At 47.2% G+C, this 22,602-nt stretch carries 16 protein-coding genes; 9 read left to right on the top strand and 7 right to left on the bottom strand.

Annotated features, from left to right (window positions below; all coding sequences use genetic code 11):
- Window positions 1–85 precede the first annotated feature (85 nt).
- A complete protein-coding gene (locus tag EHT87_RS22375; protein WP_124908869.1) occupies window positions 86–2,416 on the bottom strand; it encodes a GumC family protein in 2,331 nt (776 codons plus the stop codon).
- An 899-nt stretch (window positions 2,417–3,315) separates the two neighbouring features.
- Between EHT87_RS22375 and EHT87_RS22370 the strand changes: the two genes are divergently transcribed.
- Window positions 3,316–4,131 carry a TerC family protein gene (locus EHT87_RS22370; protein WP_124908868.1) on the top strand — a complete coding sequence of 272 codons (816 nt, stop codon included), beginning with the start codon at window positions 3,316–3,318 and terminating at the stop codon, window positions 4,129–4,131.
- Between the two features lie 37 nt (window positions 4,132–4,168).
- Here the strand turns inward: EHT87_RS22370 and EHT87_RS22365 are convergent, their stop codons facing one another.
- Window positions 4,169–4,825 carry a hypothetical protein gene (locus tag EHT87_RS22365; protein ID WP_124908867.1) on the bottom strand — a complete coding sequence of 219 codons (657 nt, stop codon included), beginning with the start codon at window positions 4,823–4,825 and terminating at the stop codon, window positions 4,169–4,171.
- 134 nt (window positions 4,826–4,959) lie between these two features.
- Here EHT87_RS22365 and EHT87_RS22360 point away from each other — a divergent pair, with 134 nt between their 5' ends.
- Together EHT87_RS22360 and EHT87_RS22355 are read left to right on the top strand one after the other, a co-directional pair.
- Window positions 4,960–6,486 carry an NADH-quinone oxidoreductase subunit N gene (locus tag EHT87_RS22360; protein ID WP_185716319.1) on the top strand — a complete coding sequence of 509 codons (1,527 nt, stop codon included), beginning with the start codon at window positions 4,960–4,962 and terminating at the stop codon, window positions 6,484–6,486.
- 128 nt (window positions 6,487–6,614) lie between these two features.
- A complete protein-coding gene (locus tag EHT87_RS22355; protein WP_124908865.1) occupies window positions 6,615–7,727 on the top strand; it encodes a family 20 glycosylhydrolase in 1,113 nt (370 codons plus the stop codon).
- Between the two features lie 70 nt (window positions 7,728–7,797).
- Here EHT87_RS22355 and EHT87_RS22350 read toward each other — a convergent pair whose 3' ends face one another.
- Window positions 7,798–10,296: a T9SS type A sorting domain-containing protein gene (locus EHT87_RS22350; RefSeq protein ID WP_124908864.1), complete on the bottom strand. Its 2,499-nt coding sequence runs from the start codon at window positions 10,294–10,296 to the stop codon at window positions 7,798–7,800.
- A gap of 604 nt (window positions 10,297–10,900) precedes the next feature.
- Here EHT87_RS22350 and EHT87_RS22345 point away from each other — a divergent pair.
- On the top strand, window positions 10,901–12,793 hold the full coding sequence (locus EHT87_RS22345) for an amidophosphoribosyltransferase (RefSeq protein WP_124908863.1): 1,893 nt from the start codon (window positions 10,901–10,903) through the stop codon (window positions 12,791–12,793).
- 61 nt (window positions 12,794–12,854) lie between these two features.
- Here EHT87_RS22345 and EHT87_RS22340 read toward each other — a convergent pair whose 3' ends face one another.
- On the bottom strand, window positions 12,855–14,069 hold the full coding sequence (locus EHT87_RS22340; RefSeq protein ID WP_310587568.1) for a vanadium-dependent haloperoxidase: 1,215 nt from the start codon (window positions 14,067–14,069) through the stop codon (window positions 12,855–12,857).
- A 294-nt stretch (window positions 14,070–14,363) separates the two neighbouring features.
- Here EHT87_RS22340 and dnaG point away from each other — a divergent pair, with 294 nt between their 5' ends.
- Window positions 14,364–16,337 (top strand): DNA primase, encoded by a 1,974-nt coding sequence (dnaG, locus tag EHT87_RS22335; protein ID WP_124908861.1) that lies wholly within the window; start codon window positions 14,364–14,366, stop codon window positions 16,335–16,337.
- 73 nt (window positions 16,338–16,410) lie between these two features.
- Here dnaG and EHT87_RS22330 read toward each other — a convergent pair whose 3' ends face one another.
- Window positions 16,411–16,803 carry a helix-turn-helix domain-containing protein gene (locus EHT87_RS22330; protein WP_221622054.1) on the bottom strand — a complete coding sequence of 131 codons (393 nt, stop codon included), beginning with the start codon at window positions 16,801–16,803 and terminating at the stop codon, window positions 16,411–16,413.
- A 354-nt stretch (window positions 16,804–17,157) separates the two neighbouring features.
- On the opposite strand from EHT87_RS22330, the gene EHT87_RS22325 reads away from it, so the two are divergent.
- On the top strand, window positions 17,158–17,856 hold the full coding sequence (locus EHT87_RS22325) for a response regulator transcription factor (protein ID WP_124908859.1): 699 nt from the start codon (window positions 17,158–17,160) through the stop codon (window positions 17,854–17,856).
- A gap of 56 nt (window positions 17,857–17,912) precedes the next feature.
- On the opposite strand, the gene EHT87_RS22320 is transcribed toward EHT87_RS22325, so the two are convergent.
- On the bottom strand, window positions 17,913–18,905 hold the full coding sequence (locus tag EHT87_RS22320) for a LytTR family DNA-binding domain-containing protein (protein ID WP_124908858.1): 993 nt from the start codon (window positions 18,903–18,905) through the stop codon (window positions 17,913–17,915).
- A gap of 164 nt (window positions 18,906–19,069) precedes the next feature.
- Here EHT87_RS22320 and EHT87_RS22315 point away from each other — a divergent pair, with 164 nt between their 5' ends.
- Window positions 19,070–19,312: a hypothetical protein gene (locus EHT87_RS22315; protein ID WP_221622053.1), complete on the top strand. Its 243-nt coding sequence runs from the start codon at window positions 19,070–19,072 to the stop codon at window positions 19,310–19,312.
- A gap of 45 nt (window positions 19,313–19,357) precedes the next feature.
- Window positions 19,358–20,458: a lysophospholipid acyltransferase family protein gene (locus EHT87_RS22310; RefSeq protein ID WP_229321251.1), complete on the top strand. Its 1,101-nt coding sequence runs from the start codon at window positions 19,358–19,360 to the stop codon at window positions 20,456–20,458.
- 585 nt (window positions 20,459–21,043) lie between these two features.
- Here the strand turns inward: EHT87_RS22310 and EHT87_RS22305 are convergent.
- Complete coding sequence (locus EHT87_RS22305) at window positions 21,044–21,361, bottom strand: transposase (protein ID WP_124908855.1); 318 nt, start codon at window positions 21,359–21,361, stop codon at window positions 21,044–21,046.
- Window positions 21,362–21,760: 399 nt separating this feature from the next.
- On the opposite strand from EHT87_RS22305, the gene EHT87_RS22300 reads away from it, so the two are divergent.
- Window positions 21,761–22,546 (top strand): polysaccharide biosynthesis/export family protein, encoded by a 786-nt coding sequence (locus tag EHT87_RS22300; RefSeq protein WP_124908854.1) that lies wholly within the window; start codon window positions 21,761–21,763, stop codon window positions 22,544–22,546.
- Window positions 22,547–22,602: the final 56 nt, after the last annotated feature.

The following is a 22,602-nucleotide window of genomic DNA, read 5'->3' as shown; positions in this document are numbered from 1 at the left end:
CGTCGTTCTGATTGGTTGCAATCCGGAACGACCTTCTGAAATGTATTGGTAGCGAACCCTGGATCGGCTCGCTACGACGGTGGTCTTAATGAAGCAAATATTTCCGTAACAGGTTAGGCTTGTCATTGCCTGACTTTCGGTAATAGTAATACCGGTAATCGTACGAGTATTTATTTTTTACCGAGTTCAAAATGATATTCAGTTTAGGAAACCGCTTCTCCTGATACAGCAAATCCACCAGTTTAAGATAACTCCGGTTGGTAATATTGTGCCGTACCGAATACAAGGTGGCGTCGGCAAATGGGCCGATCAATTGAGCATCGGTTACCAAACCAATCGGTGGCGAATCGATAACAATGTTGTCAAACCGGGTGCGAAGTTCCTGGATCAACTCTCCCAGGCGCGGGCCACTTAGCAATTCCGACGGATTGAGCGGAATGGGTCCGCAGGAAATAATAAACAGGTTATCGAAACCCGGCACCTGTTGCAAAATTTCATCCAGGGTTGCCTCGCCCGTCAGGTAGCTGCTACTGCCCCTGAAATTGAGCATATTCAGGGCTTTATGCAGTTTAGGCCGACGCAAATCCATGTCCATAATCAGCGTGGGTCGGCCTACCAGCGCCATACTTACGGCCACATTGAGCGATAGAAACGATTTGCCTTCTCCGCTGATGCTGGACGTAAACAACAACACCTGGCTGTCACTGGGTTTCTCGCGCAGAAATTGCAGGTTCGTTCGCAGCGCCCGGATTTGTTCGGCAGCCACCGAGCGTTTTCTTCCATTCACGATAACCGGAAATTCATGCCTGACGTAAGCGATTTCGCCAATAACCGGTGCTTCGGTTGCCTGATTGATTTCGGACCGCCCGGATACCCGTTCATTGAAAAAGTTTTTTATCCTGATTACTGCAATCGGAATCAACAGCCCAACCGCTCCGAACAAAACCAGAATCAGCGCTTTAATCGGCTTCACCGGTTCCGGGCTTCCGCTGGCGGCATCGATAACCTGGCTGGTCGATGCAATGGAAGCAAAGGAAAGTGCCGTCTCTTCCTGCTTCTGCAACAGGTAGTTATAAAGATTATTTTTGATGGCCTGCTGCCGGGTAATGTTCATCAGCATCCGCTCCTTGCCCGGTATGACACGAACCCGGGATTCGTACCGCTTGTTGGTGGCCAGCAACTGACTGCGTGTGTTGATCAAAATACTGCGCAGCGTTGCAATCGTTTCAGCGAGACTGGCCCGTGTGGTGGCAATCTGATCGTCGAGTGACCGCAGCAGGGGACTCGATTCGGACGAATTACGAGCCAGCAAATTCCGCTGCACTTCCAGATCCGTAAGTTTGCCCAGCAGAGACGTCAAGGTTGGATCGTTGAATTTCAGCGTTGCCGGCAATGCGGCCCGGTTGTCTTTCTTGCTGCGAATGTACTTTTCCACATCTCCCAGCGAACTGAGCTGGATGGCAACCTGATTGAGCTGGGCGTCATTGCTTTGTAAATTGCTCAATAAGGCCTGCGCACTGGAGCCCATACCGGTAATCCGATTTACCGACTTGTAGTTTTCTATTGACTTCTCCAGAGCGGCCAGTTCACCGGAAACGAGCTTCAGGCGGGCCTGAATAAAGCTCAATGTGCTGGCAACCACCCGGTTTTTATCGACCGTTGCGGCTGAATTGTAATTGACAATCATTTGATTGAGAATAGCCTCACCTTTGGCCGGAACGGCGTCCTCGATCGTTAGCACCAAAACCGAGGATGTGCTGCTGCTGGGTTCAACCGTGAGCTTGCTCAAATAATACCGGATTGCCTGCGGGTCAGTCATTACCTGCACCAGGATGGGCTCATTGGAGTACACAACCGGCTGTTTAATAAAGATCTTCAGGCGACCGAAAGGCGTATTGATAACCTGGTTGGCCGGATAGACCCAATCGTTCAATCGGACCGTGGTAGGACTAATGATGCTTATCTCCAGATCTGCCCGGTATAAATTAGGTGTCGGATCGCTCAGTACGAGCCGAATGGGAGCCTCTTCATAAATTTCCCGTTTTCCAAAAGGGGTACTGCGAAAAAAGCGAACATTCAAACCGAGCGAGTCCACTACTTTTTTCATCAACGAATTCGACTTCAGGATTTCGATTTCGTTTTCTACCACTTTATTGGGACTGTAAATGTGGAGTTGTTTTAAAAGTCCTTCGTCTGCAACGTTATCCTTTCCTTCTTTTACGAGCAAACTTGCCTGAATACGGTAGATGGGTTCGGTAAACCAGATGTAAACAAAACCCGCCACAAGCATCGCGATCAGCGAGATTAAAATCCATTTCCAGTGTTTCAGGTAGTCCTTCAATGTTCCCTTTCCATCCGAAGAGCTCATCTCGCCCTGGGGATACATAGGATAGTTGTACATATTGGCTGACTTCATGAACACTCGGCTTAAAAAACTTTTAAAATTCGTACATCCACCCACCAAGGCGGTTAATAACGCATCTTCTACTAAGGTAGTATAGAACTTTATGGACTCTCTATCACCCTATTTCTGCTGAAGAAGTCTTTGAAACTTTAGAATGGCTGTATTTTTCTTAAATAGCTAGAAAAAACGCGACTCTCCTTTTTTTACAATTTCAACTCTCAAAGATAATTGATGTTTAAAAACCAGTACCTAAGTATTTACTACTATTTTCAACCTTAACATTAGTCCACTAATCAATGTTCGTCTGTTTGGTATAATTCACCCTGAAAAAGCCGATTTCACACTGAAAAGTAAAGGAAATAATTCTGTATAGTCACTAAAAATGCTAATTTACTCCCAACAAATCTACGTTAATCAGTTTCTATCAAACAAATAGTAATCTGTAAATTTATTATATGGTTGCAGAAATAATTTACCATTTGTATTTGCATGTATAACCATGTCAAGTTTACGTGTCTTGTAACCCTACTTGCTGTATTTTATTATATTTTAAAAAATAGAAAAAACAATAAAAGCTCAACTAACAGATAAACAGTTGATTAAAGCTCTATTTTACCGAAGGTAACAGGCTATTTAGATGCGGTATACCAAACGGATTTTTGCCCCGATTTTTTCGTATCAATGTCTGGCAATTAAGAGTCTTAAAACCCTCCCAAACTATTTTTAACCAAAAAAGTGATAAGCATAATCACGCATTCCAAATACCAGTTCGTTCGCAAACATCGGTAGGTGTTATCATCACTGAATGACAAACTTTGCCCTTTCGGCAGTTCATTTTGATAAAATTGTTGCCGAACTGCCGTAAAGCGGGTAATTTAGGCCCAGTTCTCCAACGACCTAACTGATTACGAATGGATCAATTATTCTCCGCCGAAAACATCGTCAGCCTATTGACACTGACATTTTTGGAAATTGTTCTGGGTATCGATAACATCATTTTTATTTCAATTGCGGCCAACAAGCTTCCCCGGGCCGACCAACCCAAAGCCCGTAATCTGGGCCTGTTACTGGCCATGATTTTTCGGGTGGTTCTGCTGTTTGGCATTTCGATCCTGATTTCACTCAGCAAACCGTTTATGCATTATGAAAGCAGCTGGCTAAACGCTGCCTTTACCGGCCAAAGTGTTATTTTGATCATAGGCGGTCTGTTTTTGCTGTATAAAGCAACATCGGAAATCCACCATAAACTGGAGGGCAATTCGCACGAAGAAGAAGGAACATCGGCCAAAGGAAAAGCGACCATTTCCGGAGTAGTCGCTCAAATCGCCATTATCAACATCGTTTTCTCGATCGATTCCATCCTGACGGCCGTTGGACTGACGCAGAACATCGCCGTTATGATCGTTGCGGTTGTCTTATCGGTATTGATCATGATGTTTTTTGCCGGACCCGTCGGCAAATTTGTCAACGAACACCCTAGTATTCAAATGCTGGGGCTGGCTTTCCTGATCATGATCGGTTTCATGCTGATTGCCGAAGGAGCGCATTTAGCCGAAATCGTTCTCTTTAATAACGAAGTTGGTTCCGTTCCGAAGGGATATCTCTATTTCGCAATTGCGTTCTCCCTGCTGGTGGAATTTCTCAATATGCGTCTGCGCAAAAAACAACAGCCGGTTCAGTTGCACGGGTACGAAGAGCAGGCCAGGCGCGAAGGTGTGATTAAATAAAATTCGGTAGGTGAAAAGAGATCATCGTGGTCTCTTTTCACTTGTTGTAACTTTCCAGCAGCGCGATCAGATTACTTTCGTCGTTCAGATTCAAGTCCTGGTCTTTGATGAGTTTTTCGGCGCGGTCTTTTTGATCCGTTAACGCGGCAAGCACCGATTTTTTGTTTTTCTGAATCCGCTGCACCGTCCCATCCGGTTTGGCAATGAAATACAGTTCCTGCTTCTGAAACTCCTTGGTCGTCGTGGCCGAATTGAACGGTTTATTTTCGATGATATTTACTTTGAACTGCTTCAGTAATTTCGTCGGCCCATCCACCAGCACCTGATAAAACGTGGTAGGCGTATTGTTGTTAACCGCAGCAAAACCGTTCCGGAACACCAGTACATCGTTATCAGTAACTTTGAATTCTTTCACCGCTGCCGGGTTCAACCGGTAGGTCTGGTTGCTCTGCAGGTATTCCAGTTCACCCGCGTAGACATCATAACGCACTTTCAGATTTGGATATACCTTATTCGTAGCGGCCGTTACAGTTCCTTCTTTCCAGGCTTCGTTCAGATACGGTGATCCCTGCACGTCGACATATTTATTGGTTCTGAGCACCTGACCATTGACGTCGGTCAGAAAAACGCCCTGCGCACTGGCTTTCCAGATTAGGCCGAAGACAATCAGGCCCGCAATCAGCATGGTTTTCATGGGAACAGCTACATTTAAACAGTTGATCAACATCCGGAATGAGATTCCGTACACAAGATAACGAACCAACCCCAAAACCAGTACGCTTTTTTTGTACCTTTACCGCCATCAAAATCTGCCTATTTGTCTGCGCTTTGCAACTCATTGATCAACTGAATGATAGTATACGGAGCTTGTCCGGTTTCTGGCCGGAGCTGGCGCTGGCCCTTGCAATTGCCCTGATCGTACTGGCCGATTTGGTGCTGATATCCCGCCTAAAAACTCCCAAAGCCGGTTCTTCCGCAGAACTCGGCCCCAAGCCTGCCGATCAGCTGGCTTATTCTAAAAACCGTTCCATTCTGTACGGACTTTCGCTGACGGCGGTTGTCGTGGCCGGTGCGCTGGTGATCGGACAAGGGACGAACAACCAGGGTTTCCTTTTCAACGCGGCCCTTTTGCTGGATAACCAGGCGGTTTTTTATAAACTGGTGGTGACACTGGCGGCTTTTTTCGCGATTCTTCACGCCTGGACGATTGCCCGGCCCAGGGCCGCTTGGCCCCTCGACTGGCTTCCCATTCTACTAGCCCTGGTGCTCGGGCTGTATCTCATGACGATGTCGGTCAATCTGTTGACCATCTACCTGAGCATTGAACTGGTGTCCATCAGCTCGTATCTGCTGACAGCCCTTTCCACCGACCGCAAAGCGTCGGAAGGCGGACTGAAATACTTGCTTTTCGGGGCCGTCAGTTCGGCCATCATGCTGTATGGAATGTCGTTGCTCTATGGCCTGACCGGAACCCTGGCCCTGTCTGATTTCGCAGAACAACTGGCACAGAACGATTCATTTGTGGTTTATGTCGCTGGTTTTCTGACCCTGGCGGGTATTTTGTTCAAACTGTCGCTGGTACCTTTCCACGTCTGGACACCCGATGCTTATGAAGCGGCTCCAACACCCGTTGTTGCCTTCTTTTCCGTTGGCCCCAAAGCCGCTGCCTTGCTGGTATTGATGCGCATGTTGACGGCTTTTCCGGCCAGTTTCCAGACACCTCTGGCCGTTGTTGCCCTCGCCAGTATTACCCTTGGCAACCTCTCGGCTCTCTGGCAAACCGACGCCAAACGGATGCTGGCGTATTCGTCCATTGCGCATGCCGGTTTTTTACTGGTGGGCGTCGTGGCATTCAACAAAACCGGTTTTGAAGCCGCCACTTTTTACGTTGCCACGTATGTGTTCATCAACATGGCCGCCTTCCTGCTCGTCGACCTCCTTGCCCAGCAACGGGCTGGCAGCTTAACTATTCAGAATTTCGGCGGGTTAGGCAGTAGCCAACCTCTTCTGAGTGCGGCCCTCACGGCGGTTATGATTGCCCTGACGGGTTTGCCGCCGACCGTCGGCTTTACCGCCAAGCTTCTGGCTTTTTCGGCCCTGCTGGAAGCCTACCAGTCCAGCGGGAATCCGTGGCTACCGGCCCTGTTCGGCATCGGTCTGCTGAATGCCGTTATTTCGCTTTTCTACTACCTGCGCATTCCTTTTTTACTCTACTTTCGCCCAGCTCCGGCCCCCGATTTATCAGACACTGCCATTAGCCGTCCCCAACTTATTCTGGCTACGCTACTCACGGTTCCCGTTCTGGTGTTGTTCTTCAAACCCAGCTGGCTGTTGCGGTGGATAGAAGGTTTGTAAATCAGCGCATCCAAAGTCATTAGTCGATGAGGAGCGCCCGGAAGGTCCACTTTTGAAATAGACGCATTTTCGTATTTTTGTTTGGATGGTCGACGGCATTAAAGCCGCTTTGATTTTGCTCCTTTTGTATGAAACATTCTTTCCTGACGTTTTGGCTGGTGATCGGTTTTCTGCTTTCATACCAGTGGTCAAACGCCCAGATAGCGGCCGATAGCCTGCTGCCCGTTCGCGGCTTCTGCATTGGTTCACCAAAACCCGATCGCGTGGATGAGTTCGTGCAGTTTATTGAAAAGGAACTTGCTCCCCGGCAGGTCAACACCTTGATTCTGCGAGTCGATTTTAATTATGAATTCAAAAGTCATCCCGAATTGCGCGACAGTATTGCCTTGTCGAGACGGGAAGTGAAGCGAATGGTCAATGCCTGCCAGAAAAACCATATCCGGCTTATTCCGCAAATCAATCTGCTTGGCCATCAGTCATGGGCCAGTAAGATCACCAACCTGCTGCGTGTTTATCCCCAGTTTGACGAAACGCCCCACGTCAAAATGCCGGAAAAGTACCAGTGGCCCAATGCCGACGGTTTATATTGCAAAAGCTACTGCCCGCTGCATCCGGACGTTCACAAAGTGGTTTTTGAACTGGTTGATGAGATTTGTGATGTTTTTGAAGCCGATGCATTTCATGCCGGCATGGATGAGGTATTTTACATCGGAGACGACAAATGCCCGCGCTGTTCGGGGCGCGATAAAGCCGAATTATTTGCCGGGGAAGTAAAAACAATCCGGGATCACCTGGCGCAGAACGGCCGGACATTGTGGATTTGGGGGGATCGGCTGCTGGACGGAAAAACCACCGGTTTAGGCATGTGGGAAGCCAGCATGAACACGACACACCGCGCCGTAGATCTGATTCCCAAAGATGTGATGATCTGCGACTGGCACTACGAACGGCCGGATCAGACGCCGGTTTATTTTGCCATGAAAGGACTCCGGGTAATGACCTGCCCCTGGCGAATGCCGAAGAATGCGGTTTTGCAGCTACAGGATATGGTCAAATACCGGGCAACGGCAACCAAAGCCATGAAAGACCGGTTTCACGGAATGATCCAAACCGTTTGGTCGGATGCCGGGTCTTTTCTGGATGAATATTACGGCCGGAAAAAGGCGGACGACTCCGAAAATACAGCGTCAAACTGCTTCCGGGCGTTGTATGCAGAAATTGGAAAGACGGTTTCCAATTAAGTCATTCAATAAAAAGCCCCGCTGAATTGTCAGCGGGGCTTTTTATTGAATCGGAATTACGCCCTGGGAATTAAGGCTTCAGCAGTTTGAGTGTGCGAACCTGACCCGGTATGCTTACCCGCAGGAATAGCATGCCCGTTGGCTGGCTGCCAACCCGAAGTGTCTGGCGTTCAACGGCTCCAACAGATTGAACCGCGCGTTCCGTTACCAAACGACCTTGAGCATCGTTGATTTGCAGATGCAGCGTCTGATTTTCTGCTCCCCGGATTTCGACATTCACCTGATCCGCAATCGGATTGCCCAATACCGTTACACTCAGGCGATTTTCGGCCGATGGGGCCGACACGCGTCCGGAGGGTGCCGGGCATTTTAACGACTTCGGTGAATCTTTCAGCTGGTAGCTGGAATTCAATACCCGGCCGCCGATCACGCGTGTCGTATTGGTTTTTAAACCAGCCGGTGTTGGAATACTGAAGGCGTGATAGCCGTTTCCTTTTCCGGCGGTTTTTAAATCCTGACGGAAGTTACTGGCCTCAACAACCCCGACACTGTTGGTGCCTTCAAAAAGCTCTACCGTTATGGGTGCATTGGGCTCGTTTTTGTTGTAAACCCAACCCGTAATGATGTCGCAACTGACCGTTTGCAGGAATCCTTCAAAATTACCCACAACGGTGGTTGAAGAAGGCGGCCCGGCCACCACCAGCGTTACACTCGTTGAACTTGTGGTGGTTCCGTCGCTGGCCGTGTAGTTTAACAGGAAAGTTCCGGCGATGGCAGGCGTTCCACTAACAATCCGCGAATTACCGTCGAAATTCAGGTTAGCCGGCAAACCGGTCAAGCCATACGTCAACGGTTCCGAATCAGTGAAAGCGGGCAATGCGCTCGATGAATAAGCCTGATTGACAGTCGCCGACAGCGGAGCCACCGCAGGTGCTACCGGCGCCGGGTTTACCACTCCGCAGAACAGAGACTTGGGCGAATCTTTTAGTTGATAACTGCTATTGAGCACAACGGCTTTGATGACGTGCGTTGCTCCATCTTTCAGCATTTCAGGCGTTGGGATAGTGTAAGCGTGAAACCCGTTGCCCTTATTGGCAGCCAGCAAATCCTGACGAAAGTTACTGGCGTCTACAATCGTTATCAGATTATTTCCTTCATACAAACCAACCTGCAAAGGCGTATTGGGTTTAGTGCGATCCCAAACCCAGCCCGTTAAGTTGTTGCAATTGACGGTTTGCATAAATCCTTCAAAGTTGCCCGTTACAACCGGTACGACGACGGTTGCCGTTGCCATAAATGAGCAGCCTCCACCCGCTGGCGTACAGGTTGCCGTATAGGTTGTGGTGCCTGTCAGCATCGGAGTCGTAAACGAAGTGCCGGATGCTCCACCCGGGTTCCAGGATACCGAACCGCCATCACAGCCGACGGCAGTCAACGAAGCGGTCATTCCGGAATTGATGGTCTGGCTTGACGGCGTTACCGCAAAAGCCGCAGCGATTACCGTTTGCCCCACGTTAAATGCGGAGGCATAAGCCTGCGCCTGGGTAGTTGACGTGAAAACGTACGTTGGCTTGGGACTGGAACCGGGACTCAGATAAGCCGCACCGGCCGGAAACGTATTTTGAGAAGCAACACCGGCATTGGTATTCGGTGTGCCGGTGGCAAACGGTGTCTCCGATTCTCTATCCTGCTCAATGTAAAGACAGTTTGAACAAGCCACGGCCGAAAACGTGTTGCAGGTAACGCTCAAGCCTGTTCCCCGCAAACGCAAAGCGGCTCTTGGAATGGAACCTCCGGTCGTTCCGGAAAACGTATTCCCTTTTATGGTTGCATTGTCAGCCTCGACATTGACGAGCAGGTTGCCACCTTGCGACGTTCCGGCAATAGCGGTGATCTGGTTATTCGTAAAGGTCAGATTCGTCACTCTGCTTCCAGCATTACCACCGTTGAAAAATACCGGAGACCGGGCTACGTTAGAGACTGAAAACTGGTTTCCTGTATTGGGGTTGTCACCGGTAAACGTTTTCCCTGAAAAAATATTCCCGCTTACGGTAATACCGTCAATAGCGTTGTTATAAATAGTGGCAAAACCCAGATCACCATTGGCAACGATTTCATTATTAGCAATGGTAACCGAAGCTAAAGGCCCCCTTAAAAATAGCGCGCCGTTTTCGACCGCCGGATTGCCATTGTCAAAGCCTATAATGGTAAAGCCCTGCAGGGTCAGCCCCGTAATCGGCCCACTGACACTAACCGTAGATTCAGCACCGGTTTGCCCGACGATGGTTGTACTCGTCCGGCCGGCTCCGGTAATGGTCAATCCTTTGGTAATGAGCAGATTTTCAGGATATATTCCTGCAGCAACAGTAATTGTCTGGCCTGCCGTAGCTGCGTCTACAGCTGCCTGAATAGTGGTGTAATCACCGCCACCAGCGGCATCGACGGTGATTTGGGCAAACAGACCGGGCGTTATTGCCATCAGCAGGAGCAGCGCTACCAGACCGGTTTTCAGGCGGCCGCAAAACTTGCTTGCACACGCTATTGAACTGTAAAATGTACTTTTTTGCATAGCTAAAATGGATAGAGGTTAGAAATAGGATGCTAAAGGAGTAGTAATGCAGGCACCGCGGAAACAAATCGGCAAGGGTATACCCGGCCATACTCCAAAACAGGAGTCGCGAAAGTAACCTTAGCGCTGTAATTGACTGGGCTATCGGTATTCCTGAACGGAAAAGAAGGCCTAACTACTGAACAGTTTGTACCAGGCAGAAGATGGAGAACTTACAGGGAAGATGTACAAATGTTTCATGATGGACAGAGTTAAAGGAATAAAGTACAGTAACAATCAATATGTTACTATTTTCGATCAATATTACATCTGTAATTTGCACAATCAAAACAATATATATTAAATAATTTACCTTACTTGTTATATTAGTCTGTTAATGGTTGTACATCGTATTGATTAACAAGCACTAACCATAATTTAGTAAAACTCGTAACCGTGCAACTTTTTTAATTTCGTAAATTTTTACCCATCCAGCCGTCTCAAAATAAAAAAGTCTCAGCCCTGGTAGGGAATCCGCTTTGTCCTTTTCGTAACTTTGCCTTAACTTCATCTGAACGAAAATCCAGCTTCGGAAGTTACCTTCATAACACCTAAAACATCTGGCATGAGCGACGCCATAAAGCACGAGTGCGGAATTGCCCTGATAAGGCTCCGCAAGCCATATCAATATTATATCGATAAGTATGGCACTCATTTATACGGCATCAATAAATTGTATTTGCTGATGGAAAAACAGGTAAACCGGGGCCAGGATGGTGCCGGGGTTGCCAACATCAAAATTGACGTGCCTCCGGGCCACCGCTACATCAGCCGCTACCGCTCGGTAGCCAGCCAGCCGGTCGCCGACATCTTCCAGAAGATCAATAAGAAATTCCGAAAAGCCCTCAAGAACAACAAGGAAAAAGCCCGCGATGCCCGCTGGCTACAGGAAAACCTTGCGTTTACGGGTGAAGTCTGGATGGGTCACCTGCGCTATGGAACACACGGAGCCAACGAAATCGAAAACTGTCATCCGATGCTTCGTCAGAACAACTGGCGTAGCCGCAATCTGGTGATGGCCGGCAATTTCAACATGACCAACGTTGAAGAGCTGTTCAATAAACTGGTTTCTTTAGGTCAACACCCTAAAGATGAGGTTGATACGGTAACAGTTATGGAGAAAATCGGGCACTTTCTGGATGAGGAAAACCAGCGTGTGTTCGACCGCTTCAAAGGCATTTACGAGAATCCCGATCTTTCGGACATTATCGAAGACAACATGGACCTGCAACGGGTTCTGCACCGTTCCTGCCGGGATTTTGACGGTGGGTATTCGATGGTTGGCATGACGGGTTTTGGAGCGGCATTTGTCGCCCGCGATCCGGCGGGTATCCGGCCGGCTTATTATTATGCCGATGATGAAGTGGTGGTGGTGGCTTCCGAAAAACCGGCGATCAAAACAGCCTTCAATGTCGAGTATAATCAGATTCATGAAGTAAAGCCGGGCCACGCGCTCATCATCGATAAATATGGTGAATACGACGAGTATGAATTCATCAAACCGATCGAAAAACGGTCGTGCAGTTTCGAGCGGATCTATTTCTCGCGGGCATCCGATCCGGATATTTACAACGAGCGAAAAATGCTCGGTAAACTGCTCATCCCGCAAATACTAAAAGAAATCGATTACGACCTGGAGAATACGGTTTTCTCCTATATTCCCAATACCGCCGAAACTTCGTTCTTCGGAATGGTCGAAGGGTTGGAGGAATACCTGGCCAAGCAGCGCAAGAAAGCCATCATGGACGGTATTCTGTTTGAACAGGATCTCGACCGGCTTCTGTCGTTCCGACCCAGAATTGAAAAGCTGGTCTCGAAAGACGTCAAACTCCGGACGTTCATCACCGATGATTCCCAGCGGGATGAGATGGTTTCACACGTTTACGATACCACCTTTGAAGTTATTCGAAAAGGCATTGATAATGTGGTTGTTATCGATGATTCCATTGTCCGCGGCACCACGCTTGAAAAGAGTATTCTGAAGATGCTCGACCGGCTTGGTCCGAAAAAAATCATTATCGTCTCATCGGCGCCCCAGATTCGTTTCCCCGACTGTTACGGTATCGATATGTCAAAAATGAAGGAATTTGTCGCCTTCCGGGCTACGCTCCAACTGCTCAACGAAAGCGGTTTGGAAAACCGGGTCGACGAAGTCTACGCCCAATGTGTGGCGGCCATTGAATCGGGAAATGCGTCAGCCACGAATTACGTCAAGGCGCTGTACGATCCGTTTACGCACGATCAGATTTCGGACAAAGTCGCTGAAATCGTGACGCCGAAAGATCTGAAAGCCGATGTGGCCGTTATCTTCCAAACCGTTGACAATCTGCGTAAAGCCTGCGCCAATCACTCTGGTGACTGGTATTTTACCGGAAACTACCCCACACCGGGTGGCAACAAAGTCGTCAACAAAGCCTTCGTCAATTACATGGAAGGCAAAGGCGTCAGAGCCTATTAAAAAGTGAAGAGTTGAGAATGAAGAGTTAGCTGGCGCATTCAGGTACGCATCAGCTAACTCTTTACTTTTTCCAGTGTAGTTTATTTACATTCTTCCCGATTTCCTTGCCCGTAGTCAGGCCCGTTTCATTATCCTGCCGGGTATGAATACCGCCTAAGTAACGGGAATAGGCCGACTCTTCCGCAGCCTGCCAAAATGAGGTAAAACTTCGGGCTTTAAAATCCGTATTGCGTTTCAAATCCCGAAGGCGACTAACGTGAGAGTCGTCCGTAAACGAAAACGTTTCACCGTAAATTTCGCTGAGCACCAGGGCCGTAGCCGCCGATTGCGTGGCATGACCCGACGTGTACCCCGGAAACGGCGGAGCAGGCCAGAACGGAATCCAGGCGGGGTCGATCGTTCGGCGCACGAACGTGTAGGGCCGTTCATTGTTAAAGGTATACTTCCACTTCCAGCAAACCGTAAACGCGTCGGCGACGGCAATACCGGTTCGGGCGAGCGTTTCAGCGGCTTTTCCCAGATCAGCTTTGGCGGTTTGAATGGCAATCCGTGCCAGATTGTAGGAGTGGCCGGGGGGTGTAAACGTTTCGCTCGGATCGTCGGCCCACCAGATCGAAATCTCTTTTTCGGTCTGCGTCAGTGACTTGTTTTTCGTATATACTTCAAGATACTGCGCAAAATACTGCGATTTAACGTCGGCCGAAACCGGGAGCGGTTTCGGGATGGACACGGCTGCGTTGGCTGCCACAAACGTCCGGTTTTTGCCCCAGTAGGGTTGCATAGGAATTTTCCGGCCGTTTTCCGTAGTTTGCCAGGAACCGTTGAAAACCGGCACCTGGAAATCGGCCGGAAAATTACGATTGTATCCTTCGTGGCCTCCATCGGTTTTCGACCATTCGAAAACGGCATCGGCAATCTGTTTTCCAAAAACCGCCGAACGCTCCAGTACGTCATTAGCTACATTTCCGCTTTTCAATTCAGCCAGCGTGAACCTTTCCAGCGAATCGATCAGGGCTTTATTGGCAGCACTGGTGTTCGCATACAGGTTCCGCAGGATTTGGGCCGAAGCCGCGTTTGCCGAAGCAGCCCAGTGGTATTCAACTCGGGTATCTGCTTTTGGCAAGTCGGCCAGGCCGTTTAATTGCCCCGCTAACGACCGGTTCGCGGGCAAACCCGGAACAATAGCTTCATAGAGCGCCAATCCACCGTATCCCAGGGCACGGGAGGCTACCGGCGGTGTAAATCCCGGAGAATTTCGAAGTAGAAATAACTGCATACCCGACCACCGAAGTGCCACATCTGCGCTGTATTGGTCAGCGGTTTTCGACTGAGGTACGACGTTTTCATCTTCCGAATTTTTATGACAGCTGTTCAACCCGATCCCTAAGCAAACAATGACAGAAATAATAATTGCTTGTCGAATCAAATTTAACAGCGTTAGATTGGTCGAATTAGTTGGTTTAGGATTCATCCTATCAAAAGTAAAATTTATAGAAGTATGGCGGTTCCCTTGTAACTCATATTAGCAAAAACGTTGCCAAAACCGGGCTGAGTTATGTACCTTTGAGTTATGCGTATTCCGGAGGAAACCATCGACCGCATCCGTCAATCGGCGGATATTATCGACGTTGTCAGCGATTATGTCTCGCTCAAAAAGCGGGGTCAGAACTGGATTGCCTGTTGTCCGTTTCATAACGAAAAGACGCCATCGTTCAATGTTTCGCCAGCCCGTCAGATCTACAAGTGCTTTGGCTGTGGCAAAGCGGGCGACCCGGTGCGGTTTGTGATGGACATCGAAAACATCGGTTATCCCGAAGCGCTTCGGCATTTAGCTAAAAAATACGGTATTGAAGTCGCCGAGGAACAACTGACGCCCGATGAACTGATTAAACAGAATGAGCGGGAGAGCCTGTTTATTGTTCTCAATTTTGCCAAGGAGTTTTACCATTCCCATTTATTGACTTCTGACGAAGGCAAGAGCATTGGTCTGAGCTATTTTCGGGAGCGCGGTTTTCTGGATAATACGGTCGAGTCATTTGAATTGGGTTATAGTTCCGATCAGTGGGACGCGTTATTGCAGGAAGCCATTCGCCGGGGCTATCGCCCGGAATTACTCGAAAAAGCCGGTTTGATTTTATCGAAAGAGGGCGGCAAGACCTATGACCGTTTTCGGGGGCGCGTTATTTTTCCGATTCATAACGTATCCGGTCGGGTCATTGCCTTTGGGGCGCGGATTCTGAAAACGGATAAAAACCAGCCCAAATACATTAATTCTCCCGAAACGGAGGTCTACCACAAAAGCCAGGTTTTATACGGTATTTTTCAGGCCAAGAACGCAATCAGGCAGGAAGACATTTGTTACCTGACCGAAGGCTATACGGATGTTTTGTCGTTGCATCAGGCCGGAATTAAGAATGTAGTGGCTTCGTCAGGTACTTCGCTTACGATCGAGCAAATCCGCCTGATCAGCCGCTTTACTCAGAATGTAACCATTCTCTACGATGGCGATGCTGCGGGTATCAAAGCCGCCTTACGCGGCTTGGACATGGTGCTGGAAGAAGGTTTGAATGTCAGCGTTGCAACATTTCCTGATGGCGACGATCCCGACAGTTACGTTCGCAAAGTGGGGGCTGAAACTTTCAAAAAATACCTGAGTCAGCATTCCAACGACTTTATTACCTTCAAGACCGACATCCTGCTAAAAGATGCAGGCGATAATCCCTTCAAACGGGCCGAGATAATTTCGGAAGTTATTCAGAGCATTTCAAAAATACCCGACCCAATCAAGCGGCAGGTCTTTTTTCAGAAAACCGCCCGGCAATTACAGGTCGACGAGCAGACACTGATCTCGGAGAGCAACCGGATGGTGCTGACTCAACAAAAGCAACAGCTCAAACAGCAACAGGACAAAGCCACCAATCAAAGGCCGGCTTCGATGCCTGAAGAGTTGACCGAGATTCTGAACGATTTTTCGGTTGAGGGCCCGGCAACGGAGCGCCGGACTTCTGACCCACAGAATCGACAAACCCGATCTCCCCTCTCCTACCAGGAGGAAGAATGCGTCCGGTTGCTGGTCAACTACGGAGCCCATGAACTGGAACCCGATATTTCGGTTTGCCATTACATGCTCAGTGAACTGGGGGCCATGGAATTTGTGACGCCGGTTTTCAACGAAATGCTGAAGGAAATTCGGGACGGGTTTCTGGCGAATGAAATTCGAACGGCCGATTATTTCTTACAACACCAGAATCAGGAATACCAGCATCAAACCATTGGCCTGGTTACGGTTCGGCATCAACTCAGTGAAAACTGGCTGAAACACGAAATTTACGTACCAACGGAAGTTGATAAGCTGGCCGATGCGGCTTTTACCAATATTTTACGGTTGAAGAAACTCGTTGCCGAGCAACGGATGCGGGATATAAAGCAACTGATCGGCCAGGCGACCGACCCGGCAGAAAGCGACCGACTCATGGTAGAGTACATGCACTACAAAAAAGTAGACATCGAAATCGGCCGATTATTAGGTACTGTAATATCGTAACAGGATGTGAATAAATACAAATGAAACCCGACTTGGCGGCTCATTCATATTTATTCACAGTATATGGTGATACTCAGGCAGCCATGCTGTCTATCCTCGATATTTTCTTTACAAAGCGACGCAGAGTGTCCTGACTAACAGGCTTCGGCAGCTGATGGTTAATTTGTTGCAGTACTTGACGGGGTTCTTTCGGGAACGACATCATGGCCTGAATAACTTTTTCAACATGCTGCTGATCGTCTGGGTTCAGTTTTGGTTTTAAACCACGACCTGGTTTATCCATTAACCCCTGAACACCGTCTTCCTGCCAGCGATTCATCCAGTTATAGATACTGCGACGATCTACTGCGAACATATCCATCAATTCGCTAACGGTTAAACCGTAATAGCTGTAGAGCACACATTGGCAACGTTTCTTTAAAACGTTGTTTTGGCTCTCACGAATCGTTTGACGGAGTTGCTCCACTTGTTGTCCAGTTAAATTCTTAACGTTCCGCATTGTAGTTGAATTAGTAGTTCAGTCCTTGTTTTCGTGTGAATTACAAGTGAAAACTACGTCATCATTTCGTATCAAAAAAGTCATTTCGTACGGAATAACTACTTTTTCGCGTGAAATAACCAAATTTGCCGTATATAGCATTTGATTCTCTCTGTCGATTTCCACGCATTAGATAACATCATCAACCGCTACGAAGGAGTGAACTGGCTAATTTCCTATTTTGGTTATTTCACACAAAAAAGTATTGATTTCAATTAACCTATCGAATCAATTAGGACAATTAAATTGTAGCTTCGAATGCAGGGTTACTAATCGTTTACCATGAACAACACAAATTCAAAACCGGAATCGTCTCCCTCCTCGTTCTCCATCCGACGAAAAGACTTTTCTATCTTAGTAGCTCAGGCTGAATTATTTACCTGTGAGGTCCTTTGCCAGTTGCTCAAACAGCAGGGATACAATGTGGTTGGGAAAGCCATCGAAATGGAAGATACGCTCCAGCAAATTCGGGTCAAGCAACCGCAGTGCGTTATTCTGGAATCCGAAATCTCCGGTCGGCGTAGTGTTGAGATCGTTCAGCAGGCCCGTACGGATAACCAGCGAACCAAATTCATTCTGTATACGAGCAAGCCCGATCTGAAACTGGTGGCCAACGCCATGCAGCAGGGATTCTACGGTTTTTTGTATGCGAACGATGGGTTAGACGAATTGTACAAGTGTTTTCAGACCATCAGTAACGGCGGCTATTACTACAGCCCCGGTTTTTTACTGTTGCTGAAAAATTATGGGATGAACGTGATGACCGATGAGACGAAGCAGCAATTGGGTCGTTTGACGGGAAGAGAACTTGAAATACTTCGATTGGTAGCTCAGGGCACAACCGGGTATGATATTGCGGACCAATTACACATTAGCTACCGAACCCTGGCGAATCATAAAACCAATATTGCGCAAAAACTGGAATTAGGAAGTTGTCGGAACCTGGCCCGGTACGGGATTTCTGTGAAGGAGTACCTTTGAGCTGCGCGCAGGCTGTGAAGAAAATAAATCCTACGCTTGCCGTTTATAAGTAAAGACTATATAATTTCGCTTTTTGGAGGAAGGTATTCCACTTCCTGAACCGAGAAGCGTACCAACCGGTTTTTGAAGTCCTGCAGGCGGGCACGGGGCATATCCGTTTCGTCGTTATTGGGCGTTTGCATCCGTATGCTGTATTTACCGTTTTCCCAATAGGCGTAACTGGCTACGAAACTAAGATTGATAATGCAATTTCGTTTGGTTCTGAAAAACAGCTCCGGATTCAATTCCGTTTCCAACTCATTCATTGTTTTGGTAATCGCGAATCGGCCGGTGGGATGAACAGCGTAATAATACCGGTCTTCGGTTTCAAACCAGAAACAATCCTGAACAGCAAGGATGGTTTCGCCGTAATTATTTTTGACTTTCAGATGCGTTAGGAAAGCACCGGGTTGCGGAGCCAAGGGTTGAAAGGGATCGGGCGCTTCGCTGCTGCGTTTTCGTTGCCGGCGTTGTTCAAGAATATCAATTAGCAACGACCCGTTGATGGCGCTGTAGCCCATGATCAAAACCGGTATCAAATACGAGAAGTAATAGCGAATACTGTAAGTCCCCTGGATGTAATTGCCCAGGTAGAGCTCAAGGTCATAATTTGGAAAGTTAACCAACAGGTAACGCACGGTTTGCGTCACCGGGTTGAACAGGAAAAAAGCAAGCAGCATTACGGGTAATATTTTTACCTCGTAGTTCAGGATGCTTTTGGGAGTAAGTGTCAGTTGTTTTAGCCGGCAAGCTTCATGGTAAATATTCAGAAGCACCAGGAGGATGACCAGTGTAGAAATTTCCGGCAGAATACCGCCACGAAACAGGATCCACAGGTAACCAAATACACCGCCGTATTCCTCAACTTTAGCTAATTTCTTTTCAAATGCAAAAAGCCAGTTGAACGCTTCAAAGGTGAATACCGCCAACAACAGAATACTGAGGCTCTTAAAGGGCCTTCTTACGTATTTCAGATTTAGCGGTACTTCGGTCATTGCTACTCCAATCATGTTGCCACTCCTTCAACTGTGCTAAATTACTAACAAAATATAGTAATTAGTTACTAAAGCTGCATAATATTTTAGACAAAAGTTCCCATTCTTTTGCCTATGCCGAGACGGTACTTTTGTATCAGTCAATCGGCAGAATAATCCCGGGCAAAACTGATCGATTGATGACTGACAATTTAATCACTCTAACAGCATCTATCGCCATGAAAAAGAACTTTGTTATCAACTCAGCAAAACAATTATTGAATTCTGCTACTACCAATCTGAACGTAATAGCCAAAAATGAAACCAGTGACTACGCTCGTCTGGCGGGTAAGGCCGACAAAGACCAAATCCCTTGCTGCGACTGGTGGCCTTCCTTCCACGGACTGCAACCAAATGGTCCTGATCAACTGGCACTTTCTTAATCTTATTTTTCTATGAGCAACTTCGTGCATCAATATCAGAGAGAATTGGATCGTTGTCGTCAACAATTCGAATCTCTGGATCTTCGGAAAGAAAAAGGGTACCTCTTCAAATTTACTACGTTCTCGGCCAGTGTCCAGAACATTCTGCCTGAGATTCCGATAGAGAAGCACGAGGACCTTTTCCAGAAATTGCTACTTCAACAGGTCTATACTTCCTTCGATCAGCAATTTTTGACAGCAAACGACCTGATTCAAACGAAAGGACCTATTCGGAAACTGGTTAACAGCCGGCAACCCAATATCTACTGCACGTTCCATCTAGGTTCTTACCGCCTGCTGACCACTTATTTATATCGAAACGGCATTGATGTGGCCCTACTGGTCAGCAGGGGCACATATCAGGAACAGGGCAAAGACATCTGGGCCACCATCAAGGGTCTTCAAAAAAAGCACAACTTAACCAATTCGTTCCAGATTCTGGATGCTGAACAGACCTCATCGACTCTTCAGGTCATCCGTGAACTACGAGCTGGAACTTCCCTGGTTATCTTTCTCGACGGTGTCACCAGCACAACGGGCGTGAACCGTCAGGAAGATAAAGAAATCCAGGTGCGCTTTGGAGCCCAGCAGGTGTGGGCCCGCAAAGGAGTCGGTTTCCTGTCTTATTTAACGAAAACACCCATTGTTCCGGTCATAGGCTATCGGGAAAGGAATCTAAACAATGTATTGTCCTTTCTCGATCCGATTGTCCCGGAGGCCGATTGTGACCGTGAAACGTATTGTCGACTCAGTCTTCAACACCTTTACGATACGTTCTGGGAGTATCTGACCAGATACCCGGATCAGTGGGAAGGATGGAATTACATTCATAAATTCCTCGACCAACATGAATTAGAACAACAAGCCGACTCTAACAAATCCCAACGGCAGCATCCCCGAAAAAGGGTTGCATTCAATCAGGAACGGTATTCTATCTGCGATTTAGAAGATGCACCCATCCTGTTTGACCGCCGATTGTACGTCACCTACGAAATTTCAACTGACTTACGCGACTTTCTGCTTCAGGTAGGAACAATCGAGGCTCCCGAAGAAGTGCTGGGCACCGAAATGTACCTTGATTTACTTTCTAAGCAGATTATTGCCTAAGTAGCCGCTCTTCTTAGTTTAGTTTTTTCTTGTTTTCAATCTTAAAAGTCGGATCTGTGAACCTTTGTTCAGATCCGACTTTTTTTTTGCACAATCCTAATAATTCACTAGATTAAAAAGATGGTGGCACAACTTTTGCAACAATTCAACTGTCAAATCACACAATTGTTTGTCTGTTAATTGTCGTGATTTCTTCAAACCATTTTTTTAACTATACAGTGGTTAAATGATAAAAATCCTATTTAACATTTATTTTACGTACCGAACTCTTGCTTTATAACAATTTTCACTATATTTGAATAAATGTTTGCAAAAGACAAGTATTGAGAATGGCTTAAAACCGTGACTGATAATTCTCAATTACTTACGAAGTACCACCGTAAAATTGCATAAGTGAGGTTTTGTTTTACCTCCCGATTACCTAGTAAACAGTGCCAACTTCATACGCTGAAGTTACTACTCTCTCTGTCTATCATACCGCGTTTCAACTTGCGTTGAAACTATCAAAAAATCACTATTTGTTTCCGTCTTAAGAAAAGCACGGAAGTCCAATCGGTGTCAATCAGACGTGCAGTGAATGCGTGACTAACTGACAGCTGACAGGTCTTTCTCCGAGGTAATCGGCGTGTAATTCTCGGCAGCGGCTGGAAAGTTCAATTGCAAAAGCGTCAGAATCTTTGCAAGAGTTCCGTCCCGCTGCCAGCGACGAAAGCGATCATAGATGGTTTTCCAGGAACCGTACCGCTCGGGCAGATCACGCCAGGGAGCACCGGAATTCAAAATCCAGAGAATACCATTAATGGATTGACGATGGGAACGCCACGGACGGCCAGGCCGGTTGTTGGAAGGCATCATGTCCTTTAATTTCTCCCACTGTGAGTCGGTCAATTCATACTTACGCATGGCAATAGGAACAAGAGATAGAGATTAAAACAGGTTGATTTAACTAAGTAATTGCAAAAATAAATTCATAAATACGTAAACAACCGAGAGTAATCGTCCGACTTAATAAATAGTGAATAATCATTAAAAAGTCTGATAACTAATTCGATGTCGAAAAATGAGAAAATATTTTTGCATTTCCTAAATCCATAGGGCATTAATTTAGGATACGGTAGCATTTTCAACAATAACCCGCTAAAAAATATGCGAAATTATTTCTGCCGTTTCTGTGGATAAATAGTTTAAACTGGCTTGAAATGGCTTTTTTTAGGGCAATTGAGAATTGATTCGGAGCCTTTTCTGTCGGACAAATCGAAAAATACGGAAAGTACTTAATTTATTGATCGAAAATCACAGCACATGAAGAATTGGAATTGGGTAGTATTCGGTTTACTGGTCATTGGTTTCTCGTCCTGCATCTCTCAAAAACAAATCACTTACTTTCAAAGTCCGGCAACCGACAGTACGGCCCTCGCCGAGGTCATTACAAACCGGTATATACCAACCATTCAAACCAATGATTTACTAGGCATCAATGTCAATAGCCTGAATCCGGAAGCCAGTAGTTTTTTTAATCCCTATGCCGGGGCAGAACGGGTGGCTACGTTTCAAACGGTGAACGGGCAGGTTCCGGTGACGGCCGTGGTCGGTTATCTGGTTGACACGGAAGGGAATGTTCAGCTACCCCTGGTTGGCAAAATAAAAGTGGTAGGATTAACCTCGGCAGCCGCCCGGGATCTGATTCAGGAAAAACTGAAAAATTATTTGAAAGAACCCACCGTAGCGGTACGATTTTTGAATTTCAAAGTGTCCGTACTGGGGGAAGTAGCCCGACCGTCGATGTTCAGTATTCCAAACGAGCAAATGACCATAACGGAAGCGCTGAGTCTCGCCGGTGATATTACGATCTACGGTCGCCGGGATAATGTGATGATTATTCGGGAAACCAACGGAAAACGGGAATTTGGCCGGGTCAATATGAACCAGCGTGATCTGTTCAAGTCTCCCTTTTATTATTTGCATCCAAACGATGTCATTTATGTAGAACCGGGAAAAGCCCGTCTGGCCTACGCCGATCGCTTCTACACCATTTTGCCATCGATCATCGGTGCGCTATCCCTGATAGCGGTTATTATTCGCCGGTAAGAAAGCTTATCAGTGGTCGCCCAATCCGATCAGGAGGAAACGACCAACCCATAATA

The sequence above is a fragment of the Larkinella knui genome (genome assembly GCF_003858645.1).
GTDB classification, from domain to species: domain Bacteria; phylum Bacteroidota; class Bacteroidia; order Cytophagales; family Spirosomataceae; genus Larkinella; species Larkinella knui.
Note: the sequence above shows the minus strand (reverse complement) of the source record. Positions and strands in the feature narration are given on the sequence as shown.